Source organism: Sphingobium sp. EP60837 (assembly GCF_001658005.1).
GTDB lineage: Bacteria > Pseudomonadota > Alphaproteobacteria > Sphingomonadales > Sphingomonadaceae > Sphingobium > Sphingobium tyrosinilyticum.
The window spans coordinates 895,819-917,648 of the sequence record NZ_CP015987.1; the positions used below are offsets into that span (position 1 = coordinate 895,819).

A 21,830-nucleotide genomic window follows, 5' to 3' on the forward strand; every position below is an offset into this window, starting at 1 on the left:
CTTCATAGAGCGACAACCATATGATGCAAGTCATTAGCATTAAGGGGGGGGGCGCTAAGTCACTTTCCCCACGCCCTTTTGCTTTGCCGACCCTTCCTGATATGCGGCTTCATCGACCGCGGAAGGAAGGTATGCGCTTCATGAAGATGCACCAATTGCGCGCCTTGGCGGAGATCGTGAAGGCAGGAAGCATCCAGCGGGCAGCGCGGGCGATGAACCTGTCGCAACCAGCGCTCAGCAAATCGGTCCGCGAACTGGAACGCCAGCTTGGCGTCCCCCTGCTGGTGCGCGGCGCGACCGGCGCGACGCTGACCCCGTTCGGCGCGATCCTGTCGAAACGCTACGAAGTCATGCAGAAGGAGTTGGACAAGGCGCGCGAGGAAATCGACTGGCTGAAGGGCACGCTGGGCGGCCGGCTGCTGGTCGGCATGTCCCCGCCAGCCGCCGGGGCCGGAATGGCAAGCGTTTTCGCCAGCTTCCGCCAGCGCCAGCCTTCGGTGGAGCTGGAACTGCTGGAACTGCGGCCTGCGCAAATCTTCGACGCGGTGCGCAGCGGCGTCATCGATCTTGGCATTGTCCATCATTATGGCGCAACGGACGTCGCCGGGCTGCAATGCGTCACATTGAAGAGCTATCAGACGGTCCTCGCCATCGGCGGTCATGACCCCGCGCTCCCGCAGTGCATCGAACAGCTATGGGATCGGGAATGGATCACCAGCGATCTTGCCGATCATGCCGACGGCTATATCTCGGTCCTTGCGAGCCGCCTGGGCATTGACCCGCCAAGCCGCCTGTTTCGCTGCACCTCCATCGCGGTCTATTTCGAACTGGCGGAGCAGCCCCAACTGGTCAGCCACTGGGCCGACAATATTAGCCCCTATCTCGACATGAAATTCGCGTCCGGTGCATTGACCAGGCTGAACCTTGGCATCGACCTGCCCGCCATGGACATCACGCTGGTTTATAAGGATGACGAGCTTCTATCTCCGGGAGGCGCGCTGCTGACGAAGATCATCCGCTCCGCCTTCGACCTTTAGAAGTCCGCGCCGATCACCCTGTAGAGCGCTATCCGGTTCTGCAACAATTCAAGGTCGGTCGCGATGGCGCTGCGCCGGGCCGAATAGAGCGATCGCTGGTTGACCAAAGTCGTCAAGAACGGGTCGATCCCCGCCCTGTAGCGCTGCTCGGACAGCGCATAGGCTTGCTCATTGGAAACGACCAGCGCCCGCTGCGCCCGCTGCTGTTCCCCGATCGTCCCCGCGCGCGCCAGGGCGTCCGCGACTTCCCGAAACGCACTTTGGATCGCCCCTTCATAGCTGGCGAGTGCCGCGTCGCGCTGCGCCTTGCTATACTGAATATTGCCGCGCACCCCGCCGCCGAAGATCGGCAGGCTCGCCGAAGGCGCAGCTGTCCAGCTGAAAGCGCCACCGCTGAACAGCGATGAGAGCGCCGAGCTCGCCACCCCGATCGCCGCCGTAAGGCTGATCTTCGGGAACATCGCCGCCCGCGCAGCGCCGATATCGGCATTGGCCGCTTGCAGCTGATGTTCGGCCTGCAGCACATCGGGCCGCTGCAGCAATATATCAGACGACAGGCCAGCGGGCGCCCGCGCCGTCGATCCGATCAGCGCGCCGAGCGAAACCGGCAGCAGCGCGTCTTCCACGGGCGCCCCGGCGAGCAAGTCGATCGCGTTCCGATCCTGCGCCACCTGGGTGACCGCCGCCGCGACATCGGATCGCGCCTGTTCGACGATCGTCTCGGCCTGATGAACATCCAACTTGCCCGACAGGCCAACGCCATTCAGCGAGCGGGTGAGCGTCAATGTCCGCTCCGCACTGGCCAGCGTATCGCGCGAAACGGCAAGCAACTGCTGATCGGCGGCCAGGGTCGCATAAGCGCTGGCGGTTTCGGCAACCAGTGCGATGCGTGCGGCGTGCGCCCCTTCCTGCGTCGCCAGATAAGATTGCAGCGCCGCTTCGGACAGGTTGCGCAAGCGCCCGAACAGATCGATCTCAAACGCGCTGAACCCCACGTCCGCGCTGTAGCTGTCCTGCCGCTCACCATTGCGGCGGCTGAGCGTCGCGCCTGCGTCAGCGCTCACCGTCGGCAACTGCGCAGCCCGTTGGATGCGATATTGCGCCCGCGCGGCCAGCACATTGGCCAGCGTGACGCGCAGGTCGCGATTATTGGCGAGCGCGCGCTCGATCACAGTGCGAAGGCGCTCATCACCGATCACCCTATTCCAGGGCAATCCGGCCTTCTGCGCCGTATCCTGTGCAGAATAAGCGGGACCCCTCGGCCAGGCAGGAGGCACTGGCGGTGCCGGTCGCTCATAATTCGGCGCAAGGTTGCAGGCGGCCAGCGCGGCCGTGCAGCTCAAGAGGGCAAGGCGCTTCATGCCGGCACCTCCGTTCCAGCGGCCGGTGGCGGACTGTTCTTGTGCGTGAAGAAGCGCATGATCGTGAAGAAGAAGAGCGGCACATAGAAAATCGCCAGCAATGTGCCCGTCAGCATGCCGCCCGCAACGGCCGTGCCGATGGCGATGCGGCTCTGCGCTCCTGCGCCATTGGCGAGCGCCAACGGCAGCACGCCCGCGATAAAGGCCAGTGATGTCATGATGATCGGGCGGAACCGCAGCTTCGCCGCGTCCATCGCCGCGCTCATTGCATCCTTGCCCTGGCGGTAGGCAAGCTCGGCGAACTCGACGATCAGGATCGCATTCTTCGCCGCGAGGCCCATGGTAGTGAGCAGGCCGACCTGGAAGAAGATATTATTCTCGAGCCCGCGCGCCCACACCGCGATGACCGCTCCCACCAGGCCCAGCGGGATGACGAACAGAACGGCAAGCGGCACCGACCAGCTTTCATACAGCGCGGCGAGGCACAGGAAGACAACCAGCACGGACAGCGAATAAAGCAAGGGCGCCTGCCCGCCGGAAAGCTGCTCCTGATAGGAAAGGCCGCTCCAGCTATAGGTCGTCCCGGCGGGCAATTGCTTTTGCAGGCGGATCATTTCATCCATGGCCTCGCCCGAACTGGCGCCCGGCGCGGCCTGCCCCTGAATTTCATAGGATGATTGCCCGTTGAAACGGGACACGGTCGTCGGCCCCATTTCCCAGTGCGTCGTGGCAAAGGCGGAAAATGGCACCATTTCGCCCGTCGCTGCAGACCGCACCTGCCAGTTTTGAATATCCGTCGGCAGCGCGCGATAGGGGGCATCGGCCTGCATATAGACGCGCTTCACCCGGCCGCGATCGACAAAGTCGTTGATGTAGGTGCTGCCCCAGGCGGAACTCAGCACATCGTCCACATCACTCTGGGTAAGGCCCAGCACGGCCAGCTTTTCGCTGTCGATATCGACCTTCAATTGCGGCGTGTCCTCCAGCGTGGCGGCGCGCACGCCTGCCAGCAGCGGACTTTGCGCGGCGGCGGCGAGCAATTGGTTGCGCAGCGCCAGAAAGCGTTCCCGGCTAAGGGCGCCGCTGTTCAGCAACTCGAAGGTGAAGCCGTTCGATTGGCCAAGCCCGCGTATGGAGGGCGGCGTCATCGCCAATATCTTCGCGTCGCGGATGGCGGCAAGCTGTTTGGTGGCGCGCGTCGCGATCTCGCCCGCGCTGTTGGCCTTGCCTTTGCGATCCTCCCACGAGGTAAGGTTGATGAAGCCCTGCGCCGTATTCTCGCCCTGTCCGGCAAAGCTGAAACCTTGGGCAATGAAGATGCTGCCGACATTCTCGGCTTCGTCATTCAGGAAATAGTTGCGGACGCTTTCGATGGCCGCTGTGGTGCGCGAGGATTTCGCGCCCGCTGGCAGCGTCATCTGCACCATCACCTGTCCCTGGTCCTCGACCGGCAGGAAGCTGGTGGGCAGCCGCACGAAGAGCAGCGCGAGGACGCCCAGGATCAGCACATAGACGCCCCAGAAGAGCGCGCGCCGGTGCATCACCTGCTTCAACCGCAGCATATAGCCGCCGGTTACGCGGTCGAACCAGCGATTGAAGCGGCCCGGCCATCCCTGCTGCCGCCTCTCTTCGCTGGCGGGCTTCAACAGCGTTGCGCAGAGCGCAGGCGACAGGATCAGCGCCACTACGACCGACAGCAGCATGGACGACACGATGGTGATCGAAAATTGGCGGTAGATGACGCCAGTCGATCCGCCGAAAAAGGCCATGGGCAGCAGGACCGCCGACAGCACCAGCGCAATCCCGACCAGCGCGCCGCCAATCTCGCCCATCGATTTGATCGTCGCAGCGCGGGCGTCCAGCCCCTCCTCATGCATCAATCGCTCGACATTTTCGACGACCACGATCGCGTCATCGACCAGCAGGCCGATCGACAGCACCATGCCGAACAGAGTGAGCGTGTTGATGGAATAGCCGAATAGCGCAAGCACACCGAAGGTGCCGAGCAGAACGACGGGCACGGCGACCGCGGGGATCAGCGTCGCGCGCCAGCTTTGCAGGAACACGAACATCACGACGACGACTAGTCCGACCGCTTCGATCAGCGTCTGCACCACCTCCTCGACGGACAAACGTATGAACGGCGTAGTGTCGCGTGGGTAAGCGACGCCGTAGCCGTGGGGAAGGTTGGCCGACAACTCGGTCACCTTGGACTTCACCAGCTCTGCGGTCTTCAGCGCATCCGCCCCAGGCGCGAGTTGCAGCGCGACGCCGGAACCCGGATGACCGTTGAGCGCGGCCGATGAGGCGTAGCTTTCATTGCCCAGCTCAACCCGCGCGACATCAGACAGGTGAACCACCGACCCGTCGCTCTGCGTCTTCACGATGATATTGCGGAACTGCTCGGGCGTTTGCAGGCGCGCGCGGGCCCTTACCGTCGCATTGAGCTGCTGCCCGGCCGGTGCCGGATCAGCACCGATCTGCCCCGCCGACACTTCGACATTCTGCGCCCGGATCGCACTTTCCACATCGGATGGCATCAGCTTGACGGTGGCGAGCTTATAGGGGTCCAGCCAGACCCGCATCGCATATTGCGACCCAAAAATCTGCACCGCGCCGACACCCTCGATGCGCGAGATTGGATCCTGGAAATTATTGACCAGATAGTCCGAAATGTCGGTCTGCGTCGAACGATCGGTCTGATCGTAAAGGGCGACCAGCATCAGAAAGTCGGTTTGCGACTTGGTGACGGTAAGCCCCTGCTGCTGCACCGCATTGGGCAGGCGGCTGAGCGCCTGCTGCACCTTGTTCTGCACCTGCACCTGGGCAGTGTCGGGATCGGTCCCCTTCTTGAAGGTAACGGAAATCCGCGCCTGCCCATTGGCCGTCGAGGTCGAGGAGAAATACATGAGGCCATCGATGCCGGTCAGCTGCTGCTCGATGACCTGGGTGACGCTGGTTTCGACAGTGTCGGCCGATGCTCCGGGATAGTTGGCGTTGACGTTGACGGAAGGCGGCGCAATGTCGGGATATTGTGCAATCGGCAGCGACAGCATCGCTCCAAGACCGGCAAGCATGATGCCGATTGCGATGACCCAGGCGAAGATGGGCCGTTCGATGAAATAGCGGCTTAGCATCGCGGTCCTACTTGCCCCGGCCGATGACGGCCGCACGCACCGTGTCGCCGGGCTGGACCTTGTCCGTTCCTTCGACGATCAGCCGGTCACCGGCTTTCAGGCCCGAGGTAACGAGCCATTTGTCCCCGACTGCTTGCGCCGCCATGACGGTACGCTGCTCGACCTTGTTCGCCTTGGTAACGATCAGCGCTGTCGCATTGCCCTTGGGATCGCGGCTGATGCCCTGCTGCGGCGCCAGGATGCCCCCGGGCACCACCGATTGCGGCGCGACGACGCGCACGAACATGCCGGGCAGCAGCAAACTGTCCGGATTGGGGAAGCGCGCGCGCAGCGTGATCGTGCCGCTATTTGGATCGACGATCGGTTCGGCGAACTCGACCCGGCCTTCCATCGGATAGTCGCTGCCGTCGTCCAGCTTCAACCGGATGACCGCGCTTGCCGGAAGCGCCTTGCCCGCCGCAAGCGCGCGGCGCAGCGCTAGAAGCTGCGCGCTCGATTGGGTGATATCGACGAATATGGGATCAAGCTGCTGGATGGTGGCGAGCGGCGTCGTCTGGCTGGCGGTCACCAGCGCGCCGGGCGTGACCATCGAACGTCCGATACGGCCGCTGATCGGCGCCCGCACTTCGGTGAAGCGCAGGTTGATGCCTGCCGTCTGCAGCGAAGCGCGGGCCTGCTGTACCGCGGCGCCCGCCTGCCGCGCCGCCGCCACCACATCGTCCCGGTCTTGCGCGCTGACGGCCTCCGTTTGCCCCAGAGCCTGATAGCGGCGGGCCTTGGCCTGCGCCGCGACGGCGGTCGCCTGCGCATTGGCGAGCGCCGCCTGGGCCTCATCGCGCGATGCTCGGTAGAGCGACGGGTCGATCTGATACAGGGGCTGACCGGCCCGGACATAGGAGCCCTCAGTGAAAAGGCGCTTCTGAACGACGCCCGCGACCTGGGGTCGAACCTCCGACATCATGGTCGATGCCGTCCGGCCGGGCAACTCGGTCGAAACCGTCACATCCTGCGCCTGCAAGGTGACCACGCCCACTTCGACCGGCTTCTTCTCCGGCGTCTTCTTCTGCCCGCAGCCCGTCGCAAGTAGGCAAAGCGCCACGGCTGCTGTCGCATAGCGGGAAAGCGAATAAGGGGCGGCAGGGCGCAGCGGCATGGCGGCAGGCATTCCAAACATGTTCAGTGGTGCAGGAACTTCACCCGGCGCAGGGGGAGGAGGGGAGCGCCGGGTGAAGGACGGACCCGCAGCACTGACGCTTGTCAGACGGGCAGGAACCGACCATTCCTATTTGCCCCATGTCCTCCGTATTCATAGAGGCAAGATGTCCCATTGTGCATCGCAACATGTCCAATTGTATCCGAACGTATCAACCTGCCGCCACCAGAAGACATCTCTCCTCCCCCAGGTTATTTTAATTCCATGTTTCCTTCATTAAATCACCGCACCCCCCGTCTGATCGTCGTTGATGACGACCCGGACATCCGCGATTTGATGGTCGGACAGCTGCTTCAAGACCATTATGAAGTCCTGTCCGCAGGCAGCGTATCCGAACTCAAGGCAGCGCTCGCCGTTCAGCCAGTCGATCTTATCGTGCTGGACCTTAACCTCCCCGACGGCGACGGCCTCGCCCTCTGCCGCGAACTGCGGGGTCAGGGCAGCGATGTGCGCATCATCATGGTTTCCGCGCGGGGAAGCGCGATTGATCGAGTGCTCGGATTGGAGTTGGGAGCGGACGATTATCTGACCAAGCCTTTCGAACCGCGCGAACTTCTGGTCCGGATCCGCAACCTGCTCCGCCGGACGCAGGTCGATGGCGGTGATCGCCAGCGCGACAAGGGTGCGCGCCTTGCCCGTTTCGGGCCGTGGCGGCTAGACCTGTTCCAGCGGAGGCTGATCGCCGACGATGATCGCCTCGTCATGCTCTCTTCTGCCGAATTCCGACTGCTGTCCCGCTTCATCGAGGACCCCAATATCGTTCTTTCACGCGAACATCTGGTGCCGGAGCGGCGGGCGACGGCAGCGTTCGACCGATCCATTGATCTCCAGGTCAGCCGCTTGCGCCAAAAGCTGGCAAGCGCCCCCGGCGGCGAAGAGCTGATCCTGACGGTGCGCGGCGAAGGATATGTATTCGCCACCCCGGTGTCCTACGAATGATCGGATCGATATCGTCCCGCGCGCGGACTTTCTTCCGGTCGCTAGCCGGCCAGATTTTCCTGCTGCTCACGATCGGCATGTCGCTCGCGGCAATGCTCGCCCTGCTGGTCGCCGAACAGAGCCGCAGCCACGACTTTCAACGCTGGCGAATCCAGCGCGTCGTCGCCAGCGCCGAAGACATCGGGCACCGCCTGCAGCGAGATCCGCAGCGCGTGGAGGCCATGCTGGCGGCGCAGCAGATCATGGGCGCAGCCGCAGCGCCCGAAGGCATCGCCGTCGCTGAACCTGACGCGGCGCTGGCCAGTGCGCTCAGGGCGCGGTTCGGCCCGGCTTCAAACCCGGAAGCGAGCCAGGTTCCTACCGGTCTTTGCTTTCCCGCTCTGCATTATAATCCGTCGGAGCGTGCCGCTGGCGTCATCGATGCGCCGCGGCCCGATTGTTGGATCGTACGCTTCACCGACAGTACCGGAGCCCGCCGATCGATGGCGCTCAATCTGCCGCGTTTGGCGAGGCCCCCCAGCATGGTGGCAAACCCGCTCTACATGCTGCTGATCGTGATCGCCTCTGCTGGTCTGGCGATCATCGTGGCCCGCATTGTGGCGGAGCCGCTGCGCCGTCTGGAGCATGCGGCCGAAGCCTTCTCCGTTTCCCTTGACCCGGAGGAGATACCCGAAAGTGGTCCAGAGGAGGTGAGGGCGGCGCTATCGACCTTCAATCTGATGCAACGCCGCGCGCGCGCGGGATTCGCGGAGCGGACGCAGTTGCTCGCCGCTATCAGCCACGATCTGCAAACGCCGCTCACCAGGCTGCGTCTTCGTCTCGAGCTTGTCGAGAATGAAGAATTGCGGACGCGCCTGTTACACGACCATCAAGCGATGCAGACGTTGGTGCGGGAAGGGCTGGACCTCGCCGCAAGTACGGAAGCGCAAGAAGAATGGTCGGTCATCGACATCGACTCCCTGCTGGAAAGCATGGTCGAGGACGCGCAGGATTTGGGTGGGCCCTTGCGCTTCACCGGGGGCTGTGGAGGCACCGTACGCGTCAAGCCCAACGCGCTTAGCCGCTGCATCAGCAACCTTGTCAGCAACGCGATCAAATATGGTGGCAGCGCGGAAATCGGATGCTCGCGCCAGGGCGGGCGTGTCTTGATCTACGTTCGCGACCGGGGTCCCGGCATCCCACCCGATCAACTCGATCAAATGTTCGAGCCCTTCACGCGCGGCGCTGCGGGTCAGCCGGGCGGACGGCCGGGGACCGGTATCGGCCTGACCATCGCGCGCTCATTGGCGCTAACATTTCAAGGATCGGTCCGCCTCGCCAACGCAGAGGATGGCGGGCTGATCGCGATTATAGAAATGAAGGGCTGATCTCGACCCTGTGCGTCGCCAAGCGGTCCGCCTCCGCCGGATTATGCGTCACATAGACGATAGGAAGGCCAAGCTCGTCGCGGATGCGCAGAATGACATCGATGATCTCGTTACGTCGGGCAGGATCGATCGAAGCGAGCGGCTCGTCCATCAGCAGCGCGCGGGCGCCAGACAGCAGCGCCCGGCCGATCGCCACCCGCTGGGCTTCTCCGCCGGACAGGCTATGGGGCCAGCGGATGAGCAGATGCTCGATGCCAAGGAACACGACTACTTCTTCCAGGGACATCCAACGATCCTCCGGCAGAGCCAGTCGATAACCGTAAAGCAGGTTTGCCCGAACCCGAAGATGGGGAAACAAGCGGCCGTCTTGAAACACGTAGCCCAGTCGGCGGCGATAGGCAGGCCGGTCGATGGCCTTGGCGGCATCGAACAGCATGTCCCCGGCGATGGTCACATGGCCCTCGTCCGGCCGCAGCAGCCCCGCCATCATGTTCAGAACCGACGTCTTGCCTGCGCCGGATGGCCCGGACAGCAGCGTCAGCCCAGCCGGGGCGACGAACCGGGCCTCTATAAGATGCCCCCCCAGCCTTTTCCGAACATCGACATCAAAGGACATGGCCGTTCCGTTCCAATCGCAGGCGACGGCTGAGGGCTTCTGAAAGCAAGAGTGCGCCTAGCGACAGAGCGATGGAGATCAGTGCTAGACGCCAGACGGCCGCATCGGTGCCGGGCACCTGCAACGCACTATATATCGCGATGGACAATGTGCGGGTTTCGCCAGGTATGTTGGACACGAAGGTGATGGTTGCTCCGAACTCCCCGATCGAGCGGGCAAAGCCCAAGATGAAGGCGGTGGCGATGCCGGGCAGCGACAAAGGCAACAGGATGGTCCAGAAACTATAGGCGGGACTGGCCCCCAAAGTGCGCGCGGCATCTTCTATGCGGTGATCGACGGCTTCAATCGACAAACGTATCGCCCGTACCATCAGTGGCAGCGCCATGATCCCGGCCGCGATAGCTGCGCCGGTCCAGCGGAACATGACCGTGAGGCCGAGCCAATGTTCCAGCACGCTGCCGATCGGACCGGCTGGACCAAAGGCCATCAGCAACAGCCATCCTATCACCACGGGCGGCAGTACCAGCGGCAGATGCACGGCCGCATCGAGCAGCAGCTTGCCCGGAAAGCGGCCCCGTGCCAGCGCCCAGGCTAAAGCGAAGGCGAAAGGCAGCATCATGAGAACAGCGGCCAGGCTGACCTTCAGCGACAGGCGCACAATCTCCCACTCTTCAGCGCTGAGCAGCATCGCGCTTACCGTGTCCCAAAGCCATAGCGGCGGAAGATCGCTTTACCTTGAGGAGATAGCAGAAAGTGGCGGAAACCAGCGGCGTCTCGGTGAGTCGAGCGGGTCAGTAGCGCCAGCGGGTAGGTGATCGGCGGATGGCTGGCGGCGGGAAAGATACCCGCGATCCGCACCGATTTAGTCGCGCGGGCGTCGGTCTCATAGACGATGCCGAAGGGAACCTGGCGCCTTTCCACCATGGCCAGGGCGGAGCGCACATTTTCCGCTGCTGCAATCCGGTTGGATAGCGCGGGCCAGACGCCCAGCGTAGTTAGCGCCGCCTTCCCATATTTGCCTGCTGGAACGCTCTCAGGATCGGCCATGGCCAGTCGTCCGGCGCCTACTGCGCGGGCGAGCGGAAAACCGCGCCGGATCGAAATCCTGCTCCGCTGATCCGCTGGCGCAACCAGGACGAGCCGATTGGTGAGGAAAGAGACGCGCGTGCCCCGCATTACCAGCCTCTTAGCCGCCAGGGCATCCATCCACGGCTCATCTGCCGACAGGAACATGTCGGCAGGCGCGCCTGCTTCGATCTGGCGGGCGAGCGCGGAAGAAGCCGCGAACGATAGAACCGGGCGATCATGGCCCCGCGCGGCCCAGGCATCGGCAGCGGCCGTCAACGACTCCTGAAGGCTCGCGGCGGCAAGAACCAAAGGCCCGCGGTCACGCGCTATGGCGGGCTGACACGGGGCGGCCACCAGAAGGAGGATCAGCAGGTAAAGGAAGCGGCGCATAGATTGTCCAGCTGACAGGATATATTTGCTGCTATACAGCGCTTCAGCACCAAGGCGACGGGTAAATTCCCTGCCATGCCTTGAATATCACTCGCGCGGCAGGGAAAGTCGGCGGCGCTGCGCGGCAAGCGCTTCGCCGGCGAGTGGTGGTCGTTGCTTGGCGGCCTTGCCCTTGCGGAGACGTTTGCGGTCCTTCTCGTCCGGATCAGCCAGACGCACCTGCACGGCGGCATGCCCTTGCCGATCGATGCCCAGCAACTTGGCGGCTCCGCGCGACAAATCGATGATGCGGCCCGGGGCGAACGGGCCACGATCGTTGACGCGAACCAATATCGTGCGGCCGCTCGTCAGTTCCGACACTTCGACGTAGGAAGGTAGCGGCAGCGTCGGATGAGCGGCGCTGATCCCGTCAGGGCGAAATTTTTCCCCACGCGCAGTCCGATTCCCGGATTCATGTCCGTACCAACTCGCATAGCCGACTTCATCGTAACCGGGCTGTTCGGCAGGGACATAAGCGACTCCGCGCGCTGTATAAGGCCGCCCGATCCGCACCGGAGTGTCGGAAACAGGTTGATAGGAAGCGCAGCCGGCGGCGAGCAGCGAAAGGAGCGGGAGGAAGCGGTGGAGAGCTGGCATGGCTGTCCCATAACGTGGCGGCCAAGGCAGGGGCAATCCGCTTCCGCCACAAAGTCTTAACTCGCGATTTCAGGGCGGTAGTAGCAGCGCTGTGTCAACTCTCCGAAAGGCGATGTCGCTGTTGCTCCTAATGGTCATCCGACAGCATTAAGCGCAATGGCGGGCGTGGCCGCGCGAGCTAAGGTGGTCCTCAGCCGCGGGCGCCCGGGGAACCCGCGCTATTCGCAGGGTTCCCCCCAGATCCCTGCGAGACTGGGCCCGGCTGCCCCGACCATCATAAGTCGAAGGCATACAGCCGGGCCCAACTGTCTCGATATGAATTCCCGGGATGACGCGCAGGCCCCTTCAGGTCTTGGGGCGTAAATCCTTTTGCTGGTCCGCGTCGTCGATCGCCTTTATCAACTCATCGAAAGCGCCATCGCGAGGGATCGGGAAAAGTCGTGAGAAATTCTCGCCAAGCCGCCGAACATCGTCCTGCGTCAACAGTCCGATTGCGATAATAGGGTCACGGGTGTCCATTTAGACCCCTCCTGACTGGCGATAACGACGCAAAAGCCATCTGGTGCCAAGCTGTTGCGCTGGAATGGCAATAATCTGCTTTAACCTGTTGGATGTCTGCCGCATCAGGAGGTCCGCCACCTGGAACGTGCAGCGTCATATTTCTGACGCTCGCGTTCGGCGCGTTCTTCCAGTTGCTGGAAAGCTCGCGCCTGTTTTTCGCGCAGTTCCCGGATCTCCGCTTTAAGGCGCGCCAGTCGTTCTTCTAGCGCCGCCATAGCCGACTTCGCCGCATTCTGTTCCTGAACAAGGGCCTCTTCCACTTCGTCCAGCGCCTTGCGGCTCGGCTTGGACGGGGCGCTGGCTGTCTAACGCGTGTCTTGGCCTCCGTCTTTGTCGATGTTGTCTTCTTCCCCGGCGCTTGCTGCACTTTGTTGAGGGAGGCGAAATGTTCGGCTGCGCTGGCGCGTGGGCGCTTGATGACTTTGCCCGGCTCGGCGAGCGGATCTTTGATTAGCTGGGGATCGCTGACCTGCTCGGCAGCACCGCGTGCGAAGAGATTCGCATCGGCTCCCCACGCTTCCAGCGCAGCCTTCTGGCTCGGCGCGGCGACATACGCGTCGTAAAGCCTTTTAGGCTGTGAAATACTTTTAGAGCGCGAGCCATGCCGATTGAACGCTTCGGCTCGCTTCGGCTCGCTTCGGCTCGCTTCGGGATGCTTCCCGCGCCCATATTCGCGGCAAGTTGGGAAACTGGGTCGCACCGACGCGTTGGAGAGTGTCAGCAAAAAAAGGAGCAGCCGGTGCAAGAAGATAGGAAGAGCGGCCAATCGGCCGACCAACCAGCGGAGGGCCGGAACGACATTCCCGCACCTGAACGCGGTTCGCCGCACAGCGAGCCGGATCAGGAGAGCGGCGAAGCGGAGGAGAAGATCGAAAAAGGCGAGGTCAAGGACTCCAATCCCCTTGCGCCGCCGGTGAACACGCAGGCGGGCAGTTGATTGCGAGACTGAGCATGCTCCGCCCTGGCGTTCAGCTGCTGCTCTTTGTTTCCTCTGGCCAGTAGAGCCGCATTGGATTGTCGATCAGCAGCTTGCGCTGCAGGTCGGCGGTCGGCGCTATGCGCGGAATGATGTCCACCAATGCGCCGTCGTCCGGGATCGCCTTTTCCATGTTGGGATGCGGCCAGTCGGTCCCCCAAAGCACGCGATCCTGATAGTCCGCGACCAGGGGCGCAACGGCGCAGGCGAAATCGTCCCAGGGCGGCCCGTGGGGATCGAGCCGGTCGGGGCAGGTGACTTTCGTCCAGATATCTTCGCGGCTGTCGAGCAGCGATCGGAAGGCGCGCATGTCGGCACCGTCCGGCCCTTGAGACACGTCAGGGCGGCCCATATGGTCGATCACGATCAGGGTTGGAATGGCATTTAGGAAGGGGCGCATCTCTTCCAATATGGCCGCTTCGAAATAGACGACCACGTGCCAGCCGAACGGTTGGACGCGATGCGCAACCTCCAGGAACTTGTCCTTTGGGGCGTTATCGACAAGGCGCTTGAGGAAGTTGAAGCGTACGCCCCGAATGCCGCCTTCATGCAGCTTTTCAAGCTCTGCGTCACTGATAGCGGGATCGACCACCGCGACGCCGCGCGCCCTGCCGTTCGACTTTGCGATGGCGTTCAGGGTGGCGGCATTATCGGTGCCGTGGCAGCTCGCTTGAACAATTACGTTACGGGAAAAGCCCAGGCGATCTCGCAGGGCAAAGAGCATGTTAGGTCCTGCGTCTTCAGGCAGATATTTGGCCTTCGGACTAAAAGGAAACTGCGCCATCGGGCCAAAAACATGGCAATGCGCATCGACCGCGCCGGGCGGTGGCGTGAAGCGGGGGACGGACGGGTTGCAATGCCAAGAGACGATACGATCCGTCATGCGAAGACTTCCCCATCCATCAATTTGCGGGCCGTGCGCAGCATGGCGGCGCTGGCGACGTTGCCCTGATCGTCCAGTTCCATGACGCAAGTGGTTTCGCCAGTGGGATGTTCGACCGAGAGCGTCTTGCGGCTGCCTTCGGGAATGACGGCTACTTCTGCGGCGGGGGAGCCTTCGATGAGGCAGGCGGTGGCGACGCTGACGGCACCAAGAACCCCTATGGAGGCATGGGCCCGGTGGGGAATGAAGCTGCGCACCGTTATTGCTCCGCCATTGCGGGGCGGGGCGACGAGCATCATCTTGGGCACGGACTTTTCCCGGACATCGCCCAGGTTCATCCGCTCGCCGACAGCCAGGCGTATCTTTTCGATGCGGGCTTTAAGGATTGCGTCATTGTCGAGCGTGTCGCGGTCTTCATAGCCGGTAATGCCGACATCCGCGGCCTTCATGACAACGCAAGGCATGCCATTGTCGATCAGGGTGACAGGCACGCCTTCGACTTCATCGGTGGCATTGCCGGTAGGGAGCAGCGCGCCGCAGGAGGAGCCGGCCGTGTCGCGGAACTCCAGCGGGATGGCGGCTGCGGCACCGGGGACGCCGTCGATCCGGGCATCGCCATCATAGCGAACCCTGCCACCCGGAGTCTGGATCGTGGCGATGGCGATCTGGCCGCTATTTTCCATGTAGATTGCGACGCGGGTTTCGCCTTCTCGGGCGGCGACTAGGCCACGCTCTATGGCGAAGGGACCGACGCCCGCGAGAATGTTGCCGCAATTTTGTGCGTCGGTGACGATCGCCTGATCGACGAAGACTTGGAGGAAGAGATAGTCCACATCGACACCGTCGCGGGAGGACTTGCTGACGACCGCCACCTTGCTGGTCAGGGGATCGGCGCCGCCCATACCGTCTATCTGGCGCGGGTCGGGGGAGCCCATGACGCGCAGGAGGAAGGCGTCGCGGGCGGCAGTGTCTGAGGGCAGGTCTTCGGCGAGGAAATAGCCGCCCTTCGACGTGCCGCCACGCATCCACATGACGCGGGCTGAGCTTTGGTGCTCAGACATATTTCAGGCCCATTTTTTCAAGGCGCGGGCGCATATTGTAGATGTCGAGGCCAAGTTCCCCGGCAGCGAGGCGGGCGCGCTTGGCTTCTTCGGCGGCTTCGCGGGCTTGGGCTTTTTCGAGGATGGCGGCGGCGTTGGCGCGGGGGACGATGCAGACGCCGTCATCGTCGGCGATGATGACGTCGCCGGGATTGACGAGGGCGTTGGCGCAGACGACGGGCACGTTGACGCTACCAAGCGTCGCCTTGATCGTGCCCTGGGCGTGGATAGCTTTCGACCAGACAGGGAAGTTCATGGCGGTGAGATCGCGAATGTCGCGGACGCCAGCATCGACGACGAGGCCGCGGCAGCCGCGGGCTTGGGCGGAAGTGGCGAGGAGGTCGCCGAAATAGCCGTCGGTGCAGGGGCTGGTCGGGGCGAGGAGGAGGATGTCGCCTTCGCGAAGCTGTTCGATCGCGACATGGACCATCCAGTTGTCGCCGGGAGGGGCGGAGATCGTGACGGCGCTGCCTGCAATGCGGGCGCCGGGGTAGATGGGACGCATATAGGGGGCGAGAAGTCCGCTTCGGCCCTGGGCTTCGTGGACGGTAGCGACACCGCAATGGGCAAGGCCGTCGATGACGGAAAGGTCCGCTCTGTCGATGTTTTGGACGACTATGCCGGACATGATTTTCTTCCCTCTCCTGCGAAACCAGGAAGGAAGTGGCGAAAAGAATGGAGTTGCTCAAATTTGAACTGTGCCCTTCCTATTAGATTTTGCTAAGTCTTGTCCATGAATCCTGACCAGTTCAATATCCGGCACCTGGCTGCCATGGCCGCTGTGGTGGAGCAAGGGAGCGTCAGCCTGGCGGCGCGCGCGGTGAATTTGACGCAGCCGGCTGTGACGCAAGGCATTGCGAAACTGGAGGCGCAACTTGGCCTGACCTTGTTCGAGCGGCAGCCGGGCGGCATGGCCCCGACCGAAGCAGCGATCCGTTTCGCGCCGCGGGTCGAGGCGGCGCTGCGGCTGATCGGGAGCAGTCGGGTGACGGCGGCGCAGATACGGGCGTTCGTCGCGCTGGCGCAGGCAGGAAGCTATGCGGCAGCGGCGGCCGAGGCGAGGGTGACGGAGCCGTCGCTACACCGGGCGGTTGGCGATCTGGGGCTGGCGATGGGATACAGGCTGGCGGACCGGAGGGGACGCGGGCTGGTGCTGACGCGGCAGGGCGCAGTGCTGGCGCGGCGGCTACGGCTGGCGCTGGCGGAGCTGCGGTCGGGGTTGGATGAACTGGCGGAACTGAAAGGCCAGGAGAGCGGACGGATTGTCGTGGGCGCGATGCCGTTGTCGCGCGCGCGGCTGCTGCCCCGGGCGATCAGCGCCTTTCGCAAGGATTTTCCACAGGTGCATATCAGCGTGCATGAAGGGTCGCACGCGGAACTCGTCGGGCCGCTGCGCGATGGCGAGGTGGACATGATGATCGGCGCACTGCGCGACCCGTCGATCGGACAGGATCTGGATCAAAGGCCGTTGTTCGAGGACAGGCCGACCATATTGGCGCGGGCGGGGCACCCGCTGGCGAAGGGGTGGGACGCGGACGCACTGCGCCGATATCCATGGATTTTGCCGCCCGAGGGTGCGCCGCTGCGGCGACTGTGGCGGCATATGTTCGAGGCGCTCGGCGGCGATTTGCCTGCAGTGCCGATCGAATGCGGGTCGGTGATGACAATCCGGGAACTGCTGGTGAGCGGGGACTATTTGACGATGCTGTCGATCGATCAGTTGGCGCTGGAGCTGAATGCCGGGCTGGTGACGGATATTGGTCCGGCGCCGGGAGCTATCAGCCGGACGATCGGCCTCACCACGCGCGCCGATTGGCGGCCGACCCGGTTGCAGCAGCGTTTCATGGCAGCGGTGGAGACCGAGGTCGCGGATATCAATTCGTAATTTCTTATAGCGGAGCCATGGATTCGATTGGCCGGGGCCGCAGCCTTCGGTCATGGCTGTGCCCATGGAGCAGGAAGTCGGTCTGATCGGGTTTGGCGAGGCGGGTTCGACCTTTGCGATGGCGGGCGCATGGGGCGCACGGGCGCATGTGTTCGACTGCAAGACCGAGAGCGCCGCTGATCGAGACGCGATGCTGGCCGCCTATGCCCAGGCGCATGTGCTGGGCGCGCGCTTCATGGAGGATGCGCTTTCGGGCGTGGGTCTGGTCATTTCGCTGGTCACAGCCGATCAGGCGTTGGACGTGGCCGAGGCGGCGGCCGAATGTCTGACCCCGGGCGCGATCTATTGCGACATGAACAGTGTCGCGCCGCAGACCAAGGAGGCGGCTGCGCGCGCAATCGTGGCGGTGGGGGGCCATTACGTGGATGTTGCGGTCATGGCCCCGGTCCATCCGGCGCGTCTGTCGGTCCCGCTGTTGTTGAGCGGCGCGCGGGCGGAAGAGGCGGCTGCGCGGCTTGGCGCGCTGGGCTTTGCCAATATGCGTGTGGTGGGCGAGGCCGTGGGACGTGCTTCGTCGATCAAGATGATCCGGTCGGTGATGGTGAAGGGGATAGAGGCGCTGACTGCCGAATGTGTGCTGGCGGCGGAGGCTGCGGGCGTGCGTGACGAGGTGCTGGCGTCGCTGGATGCGAGCGAGAAGGCGCGGCCCTGGGCGGAGCGGGCCGATTATAATCTCGACCGGATGCTGGTGCATGGACTGCGGCGCGCGGCTGAGATGGAAGAGGTGGTCAAGACGCTGGAGGGGTTGCGCACCGGCGCTGCGATGACGCGCGGGACGGTGGAGCGGCAGCGGGCGATTGGGGCGTTAGGGGTGAAGGTGGCGCCGGAGGGGCTGGAGGCGAAGCTTGGCGTGATTTCGAAGGACGTCGTCCCGGCGGGGGCTGGGATCTGTTCGGGTGAGGAGGTTTCGGCCTGATCATTTGTTGTTCCTGTCTCCGTTCGTGAGGAAAGGGGCTTCGGCAGGCTCAGCCCGAACGGGGCAGAGGGGGTGATGAATGGACGGACGGATGATGTGGTGCGCCGACCGCCTGAAATGCCAGCGTTGGTTTCGCTGCCCTTGCGGGTCGCGGGCATGACGGAGTGTTGCGGGCTGGTGTTGGTGTAGCTGCGGCATGGGTCCCGGCACCCGCTGGAAGGAAAATTTGCGGCGGGTGACGCGAGAGGGATGGGAAGAGTTGAGACGATGAGCCTGATTATTGACTGCCATGGCCATTATACGGTGCTTCCCAAGGGGCATGACGCCTGGCGGGAGGAGCAGAAGGCGGCGTTCAAGGCGGGCCTCACGCCACCGCCTTATCCTGACATCAGTGACGATGAGATCCGCGATACGATTGAATCGAACCAGCTGCGCCTGATCAAGGAGCGGGGGGCGGACCTGACGATCTTTTCCCCGCGCGCTTCGGCCATGGCTCCGCATGTGGGGGATGCGGCTGTGGCGAAGGAATGGGCGATGCGGTGCAACGACCTGATCGCGCGGGTGGTGGCGATGTTTCCCGAGAAATTTGTTGGCGTGTGCATGCTGCCGCAGTCGCCCAAGGCCGACATGGCGAACAGCATCGCCGAACTGGAACGCTGTGTCACCGAATTGGGCTTTATCGGCTGCAACCTCAATCCCGATCCGGGCGGCGGGCATTTTCAGCATCCGCCACTGACGGACCGCTATTGGTATCCCTTTTACGAGAAGATGGTCGAGCTGGACGTTCCGGCGATGATCCATGTGTCAGGCAGCTGCAACCCGGCAATGCACGCGACCGGCGGCTATTATATCGCGGCGGACACGATCGCCTTCATGCAGTTGCTGGAAGGCGATCTGTTCAAGGATTTCCCGAAGCTGCGCTTCATCATTCCGCATGGCGGGGGCGCAGTGCCCTATCATTGGGGGCGCTATCGCGGCCTGGCCGACATGCTGAAGAAGCCGAGCCTCGACACGCATCTGATGAACAACATCTTCTTCGACACATGCGTCTATCATCAGCCGGGCATCGACCTGCTGGCCGACGTGATCGACAACAAGAATATCCTGTTCGGGTCGGAAATGGTGGGTGCGGTGCGCGGGATCGATCCGACGACCGGCCATTATTTCGACGATACCAAACGCTATGTCGATGCGCTGGATATCGGCGAGGCCGAGCGGCACGCGATTTTCGAAGGCAATGCGCGGCGCGTCTTCCCCCGGCTGGACGCGCAGTTGAAGGCGCGCGGCCTGTGAGTTTCCGAACGAACCAACTATCCCCTTGGGGGGTAGGTTCATCTCCCGCCCCTGAGTTGGAAGGCAGGGGCGGGAGATGGATTTCACGGAGCCGTGTGCAATGAGTTGGATAACGGACGCCTGGTATGTCGCGGCGTGGGACGGAGAAGTCGGCCGCGAGCCGATGGCGCGGACCATCTGCGGCAAGCCGGTGATGCTCTATCGCAAGCTGGACGGGACGCCGGTCGCGATGCGCGATGCCTGTCCGCATCGCATGTTGCCCCTGTCGATGGGGATCAAGGAGGGGGACAGCATCCGCTGCCGCTATCATGGGCTGAAGCTGGGGGCTGACGGCTGTGCGGAAGAAATGCCGTTGCGCACCGATCCGGTGAACAAGGGCATATGCGCGGAAACTTTCGCGGTGGTGGAGCGGCATCGCTTCATCTGGCTGTGGGTCGGGGATAAAGCGAAGGCTGATCCGAACCTGATCCCGGATTTCTGGCCGTGCAGCGCGCCGGGATGGGTGTTTGACGGCGGCTATGATCCGGTCGCCTGCGATTACCGGCTGATGATCGACAACCTCATGGACCTGACCCACGAAACCTATGTGCATTCGGGCTCCATCGGCCAGATCGAATTGATGGAAGCGCCCATCGAAACGCGGGTGGAAGGCGACGGCGTGTTCGTCAGCCGGTGGATGCCGGGCGTCGAGCCGCCGCCATTCTGGCGACTGGCGCTGGGTCGGGATTGCAAGGTCGATCGCTGGCAAGTGTGCCAGTTCGTCGCGCCTTCCAACGTGATGATCGATGTGGGGGTGGCTCCGGTCGAGATGGGGCTGACGCTGGCGGATCATGATGCCGGGACGCGAGGCTTCGTGATCGATGCGATCACCCCTGAAAGCGAGACGAGCATGCATTATTTCTGGGGGATGGCGCACAATTTCCTGACCGATGATCCAGGCTTTACGGTGCGGTTCAAGACGCAGCAGGGCGGCGTGTTCGCGCAGGACCTGGAGGTGCTGGAGGCGCAGCAGCGCTCTATTGCGGCCAATCCAGACATCAAGCTGCGCGGATATAATATCGACGAAGGCGGGGTGCGCGCCCGGCGCGTGATCGACCGGCTTCGCAAGGCAAAGGAGGCGATGGCCGCATGAGCGACATTCACGACTATCTCGCCGAGTTCGACGATATTCCCGGCACGCGCGTCTATACCGCCAAGCGGGCGCGACAGGGATATTGGATGAACCAGTTCGCCATGAGCCTGATGAAGGCGGAAAATCGCGAGCGATGGAAGGCGGATGAGCGCGGCTATATCGACCAATGGCCGATGAGCGAGGAGCAGAAGCTGGCCATTTTGGACCGCGACTATAATCGCTGTCTGGATCTGGGCGGGAACATCTATTTCCTGGCGAAGGTGTTTTCGACCGATGGCCTCAGCTTCCTGCAGGCGGTGGGCACGATGACGGGGATGAGCCCCGAAGATTATCAGGCGATGATGATCGCCGGGGGGCGCTCTCCTCAAGGCGTCCGATCGATCAGGGAGAAGCGTTGATGGCCCGCATTACAGCTGGCGTTGCGACCAGCCATGTGCCCGCGATCGGCGCGGCGATGGACAATGGGAAGGTGGACGAGCCCTATTGGGCGCCGCTGTTCGCGGGCTATGACTGGTCGCGCCAGTGGATCGCGCAGGAAAAGCCCGATGTGGTCGTGCTGGTCTATAATGACCATGCGTCCGCGTTCGACATGAAGATCATTCCGACCTTCGCGATCGGCTGCGCGGACCATTATGGGATCTGCGACGAGGGTTGGGGGCCGCGGCCGGTGCCCGACGTTGAAGGGCATGCGGACCTTGCCTGGCACATTGCGCAGAGCCTGATCCTGGACGAGTTCGACATGACCATCATCAACGAGATGGATGTCGATCATGGGCTGACCGTGCCTTTGAGCCTGATGTTCGGGCAGCCGGACAGCTGGCCGGTGAAGGTCATTCCGCTGGCGGTGAATGTCGTCACCTATCCGCCGCCGACGGGTAATCGCTGCTGGATGCTGGGCGAGGCGATCGCGCGGGCGGTGGAGAGTTTCCCCGAGGATCTGAACGTGCAGATATGGGGCACGGGCGGCATGAGCCATCAGTTGCAGGGACCGCGCGCGGGGCTGATCAATGCGGAATGGGACAATCGCTTCCTGGACATGATGAGCGCCCAGGATGACGGGACTCTGCGGGCTATTCCGCATATCGAATATCTGCGGGAGACGGGCTCTGAAGGGATCGAGATGGTGATGTGGCTGGTGATGCGCGGAGCGCTGGGGCGAAACGTCAAGGTGCTGCATCGCCATTATCATGTGCCCGCGAGTAATACGGCTGTGGGGCATTTGGTGCTGGAGCCGCTGGACTGAATTTCCCCTCCCGCTCG

At 63.2% G+C, this 21,830-nt stretch carries 22 protein-coding genes; 10 read left to right on the forward strand and 12 right to left on the reverse strand.

What is annotated here, in order from left to right; all coding sequences use genetic code 11:
• Positions 1 to 140: 140 nt before the first annotated feature.
• Positions 141 to 1,037 carry a LysR family transcriptional regulator gene (locus EP837_RS17075; RefSeq protein WP_197486364.1) on the forward strand — a complete coding sequence of 299 codons (897 nt, stop codon included), beginning with the start codon at positions 141 to 143 and terminating at the stop codon, positions 1,035 to 1,037.
• Here the strand turns inward: EP837_RS17075 and EP837_RS17080 are convergent.
• From EP837_RS17080 to EP837_RS17090, 3 genes are read right to left on the reverse strand one after another with little or no spacing between them, the layout of a single operon-like run.
• Complete coding sequence (locus EP837_RS17080) at positions 1,034 to 2,398, reverse strand: efflux transporter outer membrane subunit (RefSeq protein ID WP_066531197.1); 1,365 nt, start codon at positions 2,396 to 2,398, stop codon at positions 1,034 to 1,036. The genes EP837_RS17075 and EP837_RS17080 overlap by 4 nt on opposite strands.
• Entirely contained in the window at positions 2,395 to 5,535 is a 3,141-nt protein-coding gene (locus tag EP837_RS17085) for an efflux RND transporter permease subunit (RefSeq protein ID WP_066531203.1), read from the reverse strand. The genes EP837_RS17080 and EP837_RS17085 overlap by 4 nt, the downstream gene beginning before the upstream one ends.
• Positions 5,536 to 5,542: 7 nt before the next feature.
• The gene (locus EP837_RS17090) at positions 5,543 to 6,688 is read right to left on the reverse strand and encodes an efflux RND transporter periplasmic adaptor subunit (protein ID WP_066531769.1); all 1,146 of its coding nucleotides are present in this window, start codon (positions 6,686 to 6,688) and stop codon (positions 5,543 to 5,545) included.
• Between the two features lie 264 nt (positions 6,689 to 6,952).
• Between EP837_RS17090 and EP837_RS17095 the strand changes: the two genes are divergently transcribed.
• Positions 6,953 to 7,687 (forward strand): response regulator, encoded by a 735-nt coding sequence (locus EP837_RS17095; RefSeq protein WP_066531205.1) that lies wholly within the window; start codon positions 6,953 to 6,955, stop codon positions 7,685 to 7,687.
• Complete coding sequence (locus EP837_RS17100) at positions 7,684 to 9,054, forward strand: ATP-binding protein (protein WP_066531207.1); 1,371 nt, start codon at positions 7,684 to 7,686, stop codon at positions 9,052 to 9,054. Before EP837_RS17095 ends, EP837_RS17100 begins: the two co-directional genes overlap by 4 nt.
• Here the strand turns inward: EP837_RS17100 and EP837_RS17105 are convergent.
• From EP837_RS17105 to EP837_RS21645, 6 genes are all read right to left on the reverse strand, one after another.
• Entirely contained in the window at positions 9,035 to 9,670 is a 636-nt protein-coding gene (locus tag EP837_RS17105) for an ATP-binding cassette domain-containing protein (protein WP_066531209.1), read from the reverse strand. The two genes, EP837_RS17100 and EP837_RS17105, sit on opposite strands and share 20 nt — an antisense overlap.
• A complete protein-coding gene (gene modB / locus EP837_RS17110) occupies positions 9,660 to 10,358 on the reverse strand; it encodes a molybdate ABC transporter permease subunit (RefSeq protein ID WP_066531211.1) in 699 nt (232 codons plus the stop codon). The genes EP837_RS17105 and modB overlap by 11 nt, the downstream gene beginning before the upstream one ends.
• Positions 10,359 to 10,363: 5 nt before the next feature.
• On the reverse strand, positions 10,364 to 11,128 hold the full coding sequence (gene modA / locus EP837_RS17115; RefSeq protein ID WP_066531212.1) for a molybdate ABC transporter substrate-binding protein: 765 nt from the start codon (positions 11,126 to 11,128) through the stop codon (positions 10,364 to 10,366).
• An 87-nt stretch (positions 11,129 to 11,215) separates the two neighbouring features.
• Positions 11,216 to 11,764, reverse strand: a complete 549-nt coding sequence (locus EP837_RS17120) for a septal ring lytic transglycosylase RlpA family protein (RefSeq protein ID WP_066531215.1) — start codon at positions 11,762 to 11,764, stop codon at positions 11,216 to 11,218.
• 345 nt (positions 11,765 to 12,109) lie between these two features.
• The gene (locus tag EP837_RS21135; RefSeq protein WP_156518685.1) at positions 12,110 to 12,283 is read right to left on the reverse strand and encodes a hypothetical protein; all 174 of its coding nucleotides are present in this window, start codon (positions 12,281 to 12,283) and stop codon (positions 12,110 to 12,112) included.
• 104 nt (positions 12,284 to 12,387) lie between these two features.
• On the reverse strand, positions 12,388 to 12,585 hold the full coding sequence (locus EP837_RS21645) for a hypothetical protein (protein ID WP_225870629.1): 198 nt from the start codon (positions 12,583 to 12,585) through the stop codon (positions 12,388 to 12,390).
• A gap of 479 nt (positions 12,586 to 13,064) precedes the next feature.
• Here EP837_RS21645 and EP837_RS17125 point away from each other — a divergent pair, with 479 nt between their 5' ends.
• Complete coding sequence (locus EP837_RS17125; RefSeq protein WP_066531770.1) at positions 13,065 to 13,262, forward strand: hypothetical protein; 198 nt, start codon at positions 13,065 to 13,067, stop codon at positions 13,260 to 13,262.
• A 31-nt stretch (positions 13,263 to 13,293) separates the two neighbouring features.
• Here EP837_RS17125 and EP837_RS17130 read toward each other — a convergent pair whose 3' ends face one another.
• The 3 genes from EP837_RS17130 to ligK are packed head-to-tail and all read right to left on the reverse strand — an operon-like array spanning position 13,294 to position 15,912.
• Positions 13,294 to 14,184, reverse strand: coding sequence for an amidohydrolase family protein (locus tag EP837_RS17130; RefSeq protein ID WP_066531217.1), 891 nt, complete (start codon positions 14,182 to 14,184; stop codon positions 13,294 to 13,296).
• Positions 14,181 to 15,245, reverse strand: coding sequence for a 4-oxalomesaconate tautomerase (locus EP837_RS17135; protein WP_066531218.1), 1,065 nt, complete (start codon positions 15,243 to 15,245; stop codon positions 14,181 to 14,183). Before EP837_RS17135 ends, EP837_RS17130 begins: the two co-directional genes overlap by 4 nt.
• Positions 15,238 to 15,912, reverse strand: coding sequence for a 4-carboxy-4-hydroxy-2-oxoadipate aldolase/oxaloacetate decarboxylase (ligK, locus tag EP837_RS17140; RefSeq protein WP_066531220.1), 675 nt, complete (start codon positions 15,910 to 15,912; stop codon positions 15,238 to 15,240). The genes EP837_RS17135 and ligK overlap by 8 nt, the downstream gene beginning before the upstream one ends.
• A gap of 105 nt (positions 15,913 to 16,017) precedes the next feature.
• On the opposite strand from ligK, the gene EP837_RS17145 reads away from it, so the two are divergent.
• The 6 genes from EP837_RS17145 to EP837_RS17170 all read left to right on the forward strand — a co-directional run bounded on the left by EP837_RS17145 (position 16,018) and on the right by EP837_RS17170 (position 21,813).
• The gene (locus EP837_RS17145; RefSeq protein ID WP_066531222.1) at positions 16,018 to 17,169 is read left to right on the forward strand and encodes a LysR substrate-binding domain-containing protein; all 1,152 of its coding nucleotides are present in this window, start codon (positions 16,018 to 16,020) and stop codon (positions 17,167 to 17,169) included.
• Between the two features lie 64 nt (positions 17,170 to 17,233).
• Entirely contained in the window at positions 17,234 to 18,145 is a 912-nt protein-coding gene (locus EP837_RS17150; protein WP_066531771.1) for an NAD(P)-dependent oxidoreductase, read from the forward strand.
• A 267-nt stretch (positions 18,146 to 18,412) separates the two neighbouring features.
• Positions 18,413 to 19,438, forward strand: coding sequence for an amidohydrolase family protein (locus EP837_RS17155; protein ID WP_066531223.1), 1,026 nt, complete (start codon positions 18,413 to 18,415; stop codon positions 19,436 to 19,438).
• Positions 19,439 to 19,538: 100 nt separating this feature from the next.
• A complete protein-coding gene (locus tag EP837_RS17160; RefSeq protein ID WP_066531224.1) occupies positions 19,539 to 20,570 on the forward strand; it encodes an aromatic ring-hydroxylating dioxygenase subunit alpha in 1,032 nt (343 codons plus the stop codon).
• On the forward strand, positions 20,567 to 20,968 hold the full coding sequence (gene ligA / locus EP837_RS17165; protein ID WP_066531225.1) for a protocatechuate 4,5-dioxygenase subunit alpha: 402 nt from the start codon (positions 20,567 to 20,569) through the stop codon (positions 20,966 to 20,968). Before EP837_RS17160 ends, ligA begins: the two co-directional genes overlap by 4 nt.
• A complete protein-coding gene (locus tag EP837_RS17170; protein WP_066531227.1) occupies positions 20,968 to 21,813 on the forward strand; it encodes a class III extradiol dioxygenase subunit beta in 846 nt (281 codons plus the stop codon). The genes ligA and EP837_RS17170 overlap by 1 nt, the downstream gene beginning before the upstream one ends.
• Positions 21,814 to 21,830 lie beyond the last annotated feature (17 nt).

What these genes read in the sequence shown, in the direction of transcription:
- EP837_RS17090 (WP_066531769.1), bottom strand. Translation starts at nt 6,688, where the DNA reads ATGCCGCTGCGCCCTGCCGCCCCTTATTCGCTTTCCCGCTATGCGACA.
- EP837_RS17160 (WP_066531224.1), top strand. Translation starts at nt 19,539, where the DNA reads ATGAGTTGGATAACGGACGCCTGGTATGTCGCGGCGTGGGACGGAGAA.
- EP837_RS17095 (WP_066531205.1), top strand. Translation starts at nt 6,953, where the DNA reads ATGTTTCCTTCATTAAATCACCGCACCCCCCGTCTGATCGTCGTTGAT.
- EP837_RS17085 (WP_066531203.1), bottom strand. Translation starts at nt 5,535, where the DNA reads ATGCTAAGCCGCTATTTCATCGAACGGCCCATCTTCGCCTGGGTCATC.
- EP837_RS17080 (WP_066531197.1), bottom strand. Translation starts at nt 2,398, where the DNA reads ATGAAGCGCCTTGCCCTCTTGAGCTGCACGGCCGCGCTGGCCGCCTGC.
- EP837_RS17170 (WP_066531227.1), top strand. Translation starts at nt 20,968, where the DNA reads ATGGCCCGCATTACAGCTGGCGTTGCGACCAGCCATGTGCCCGCGATC.
- EP837_RS17120 (WP_066531215.1), bottom strand. Translation starts at nt 11,764, where the DNA reads ATGCCAGCTCTCCACCGCTTCCTCCCGCTCCTTTCGCTGCTCGCCGCC.
- EP837_RS17130 (WP_066531217.1), bottom strand. Translation starts at nt 14,184, where the DNA reads ATGACGGATCGTATCGTCTCTTGGCATTGCAACCCGTCCGTCCCCCGC.
- EP837_RS17155 (WP_066531223.1), top strand. Translation starts at nt 18,413, where the DNA reads ATGAGCCTGATTATTGACTGCCATGGCCATTATACGGTGCTTCCCAAG.
- ligA (WP_066531225.1), top strand. Translation starts at nt 20,567, where the DNA reads ATGAGCGACATTCACGACTATCTCGCCGAGTTCGACGATATTCCCGGC.
- EP837_RS21135 (WP_156518685.1), bottom strand. Translation starts at nt 12,283, where the DNA reads ATGGACACCCGTGACCCTATTATCGCAATCGGACTGTTGACGCAGGAC.
- EP837_RS17150 (WP_066531771.1), top strand. Translation starts at nt 17,234, where the DNA reads ATGGAGCAGGAAGTCGGTCTGATCGGGTTTGGCGAGGCGGGTTCGACC.
- ligK (WP_066531220.1), bottom strand. Translation starts at nt 15,912, where the DNA reads ATGTCCGGCATAGTCGTCCAAAACATCGACAGAGCGGACCTTTCCGTC.
- modA (WP_066531212.1), bottom strand. Translation starts at nt 11,128, where the DNA reads ATGCGCCGCTTCCTTTACCTGCTGATCCTCCTTCTGGTGGCCGCCCCG.
- EP837_RS17135 (WP_066531218.1), bottom strand. Translation starts at nt 15,245, where the DNA reads ATGTCTGAGCACCAAAGCTCAGCCCGCGTCATGTGGATGCGTGGCGGC.
- EP837_RS17075 (WP_197486364.1), top strand. Translation starts at nt 141, where the DNA reads ATGAAGATGCACCAATTGCGCGCCTTGGCGGAGATCGTGAAGGCAGGA.
- EP837_RS17100 (WP_066531207.1), top strand. Translation starts at nt 7,684, where the DNA reads ATGATCGGATCGATATCGTCCCGCGCGCGGACTTTCTTCCGGTCGCTA.
- modB (WP_066531211.1), bottom strand. Translation starts at nt 10,358, where the DNA reads ATGCTGCTCAGCGCTGAAGAGTGGGAGATTGTGCGCCTGTCGCTGAAG.
- EP837_RS17105 (WP_066531209.1), bottom strand. Translation starts at nt 9,670, where the DNA reads ATGTCCTTTGATGTCGATGTTCGGAAAAGGCTGGGGGGGCATCTTATA.
- EP837_RS17145 (WP_066531222.1), top strand. Translation starts at nt 16,018, where the DNA reads ATGAATCCTGACCAGTTCAATATCCGGCACCTGGCTGCCATGGCCGCT.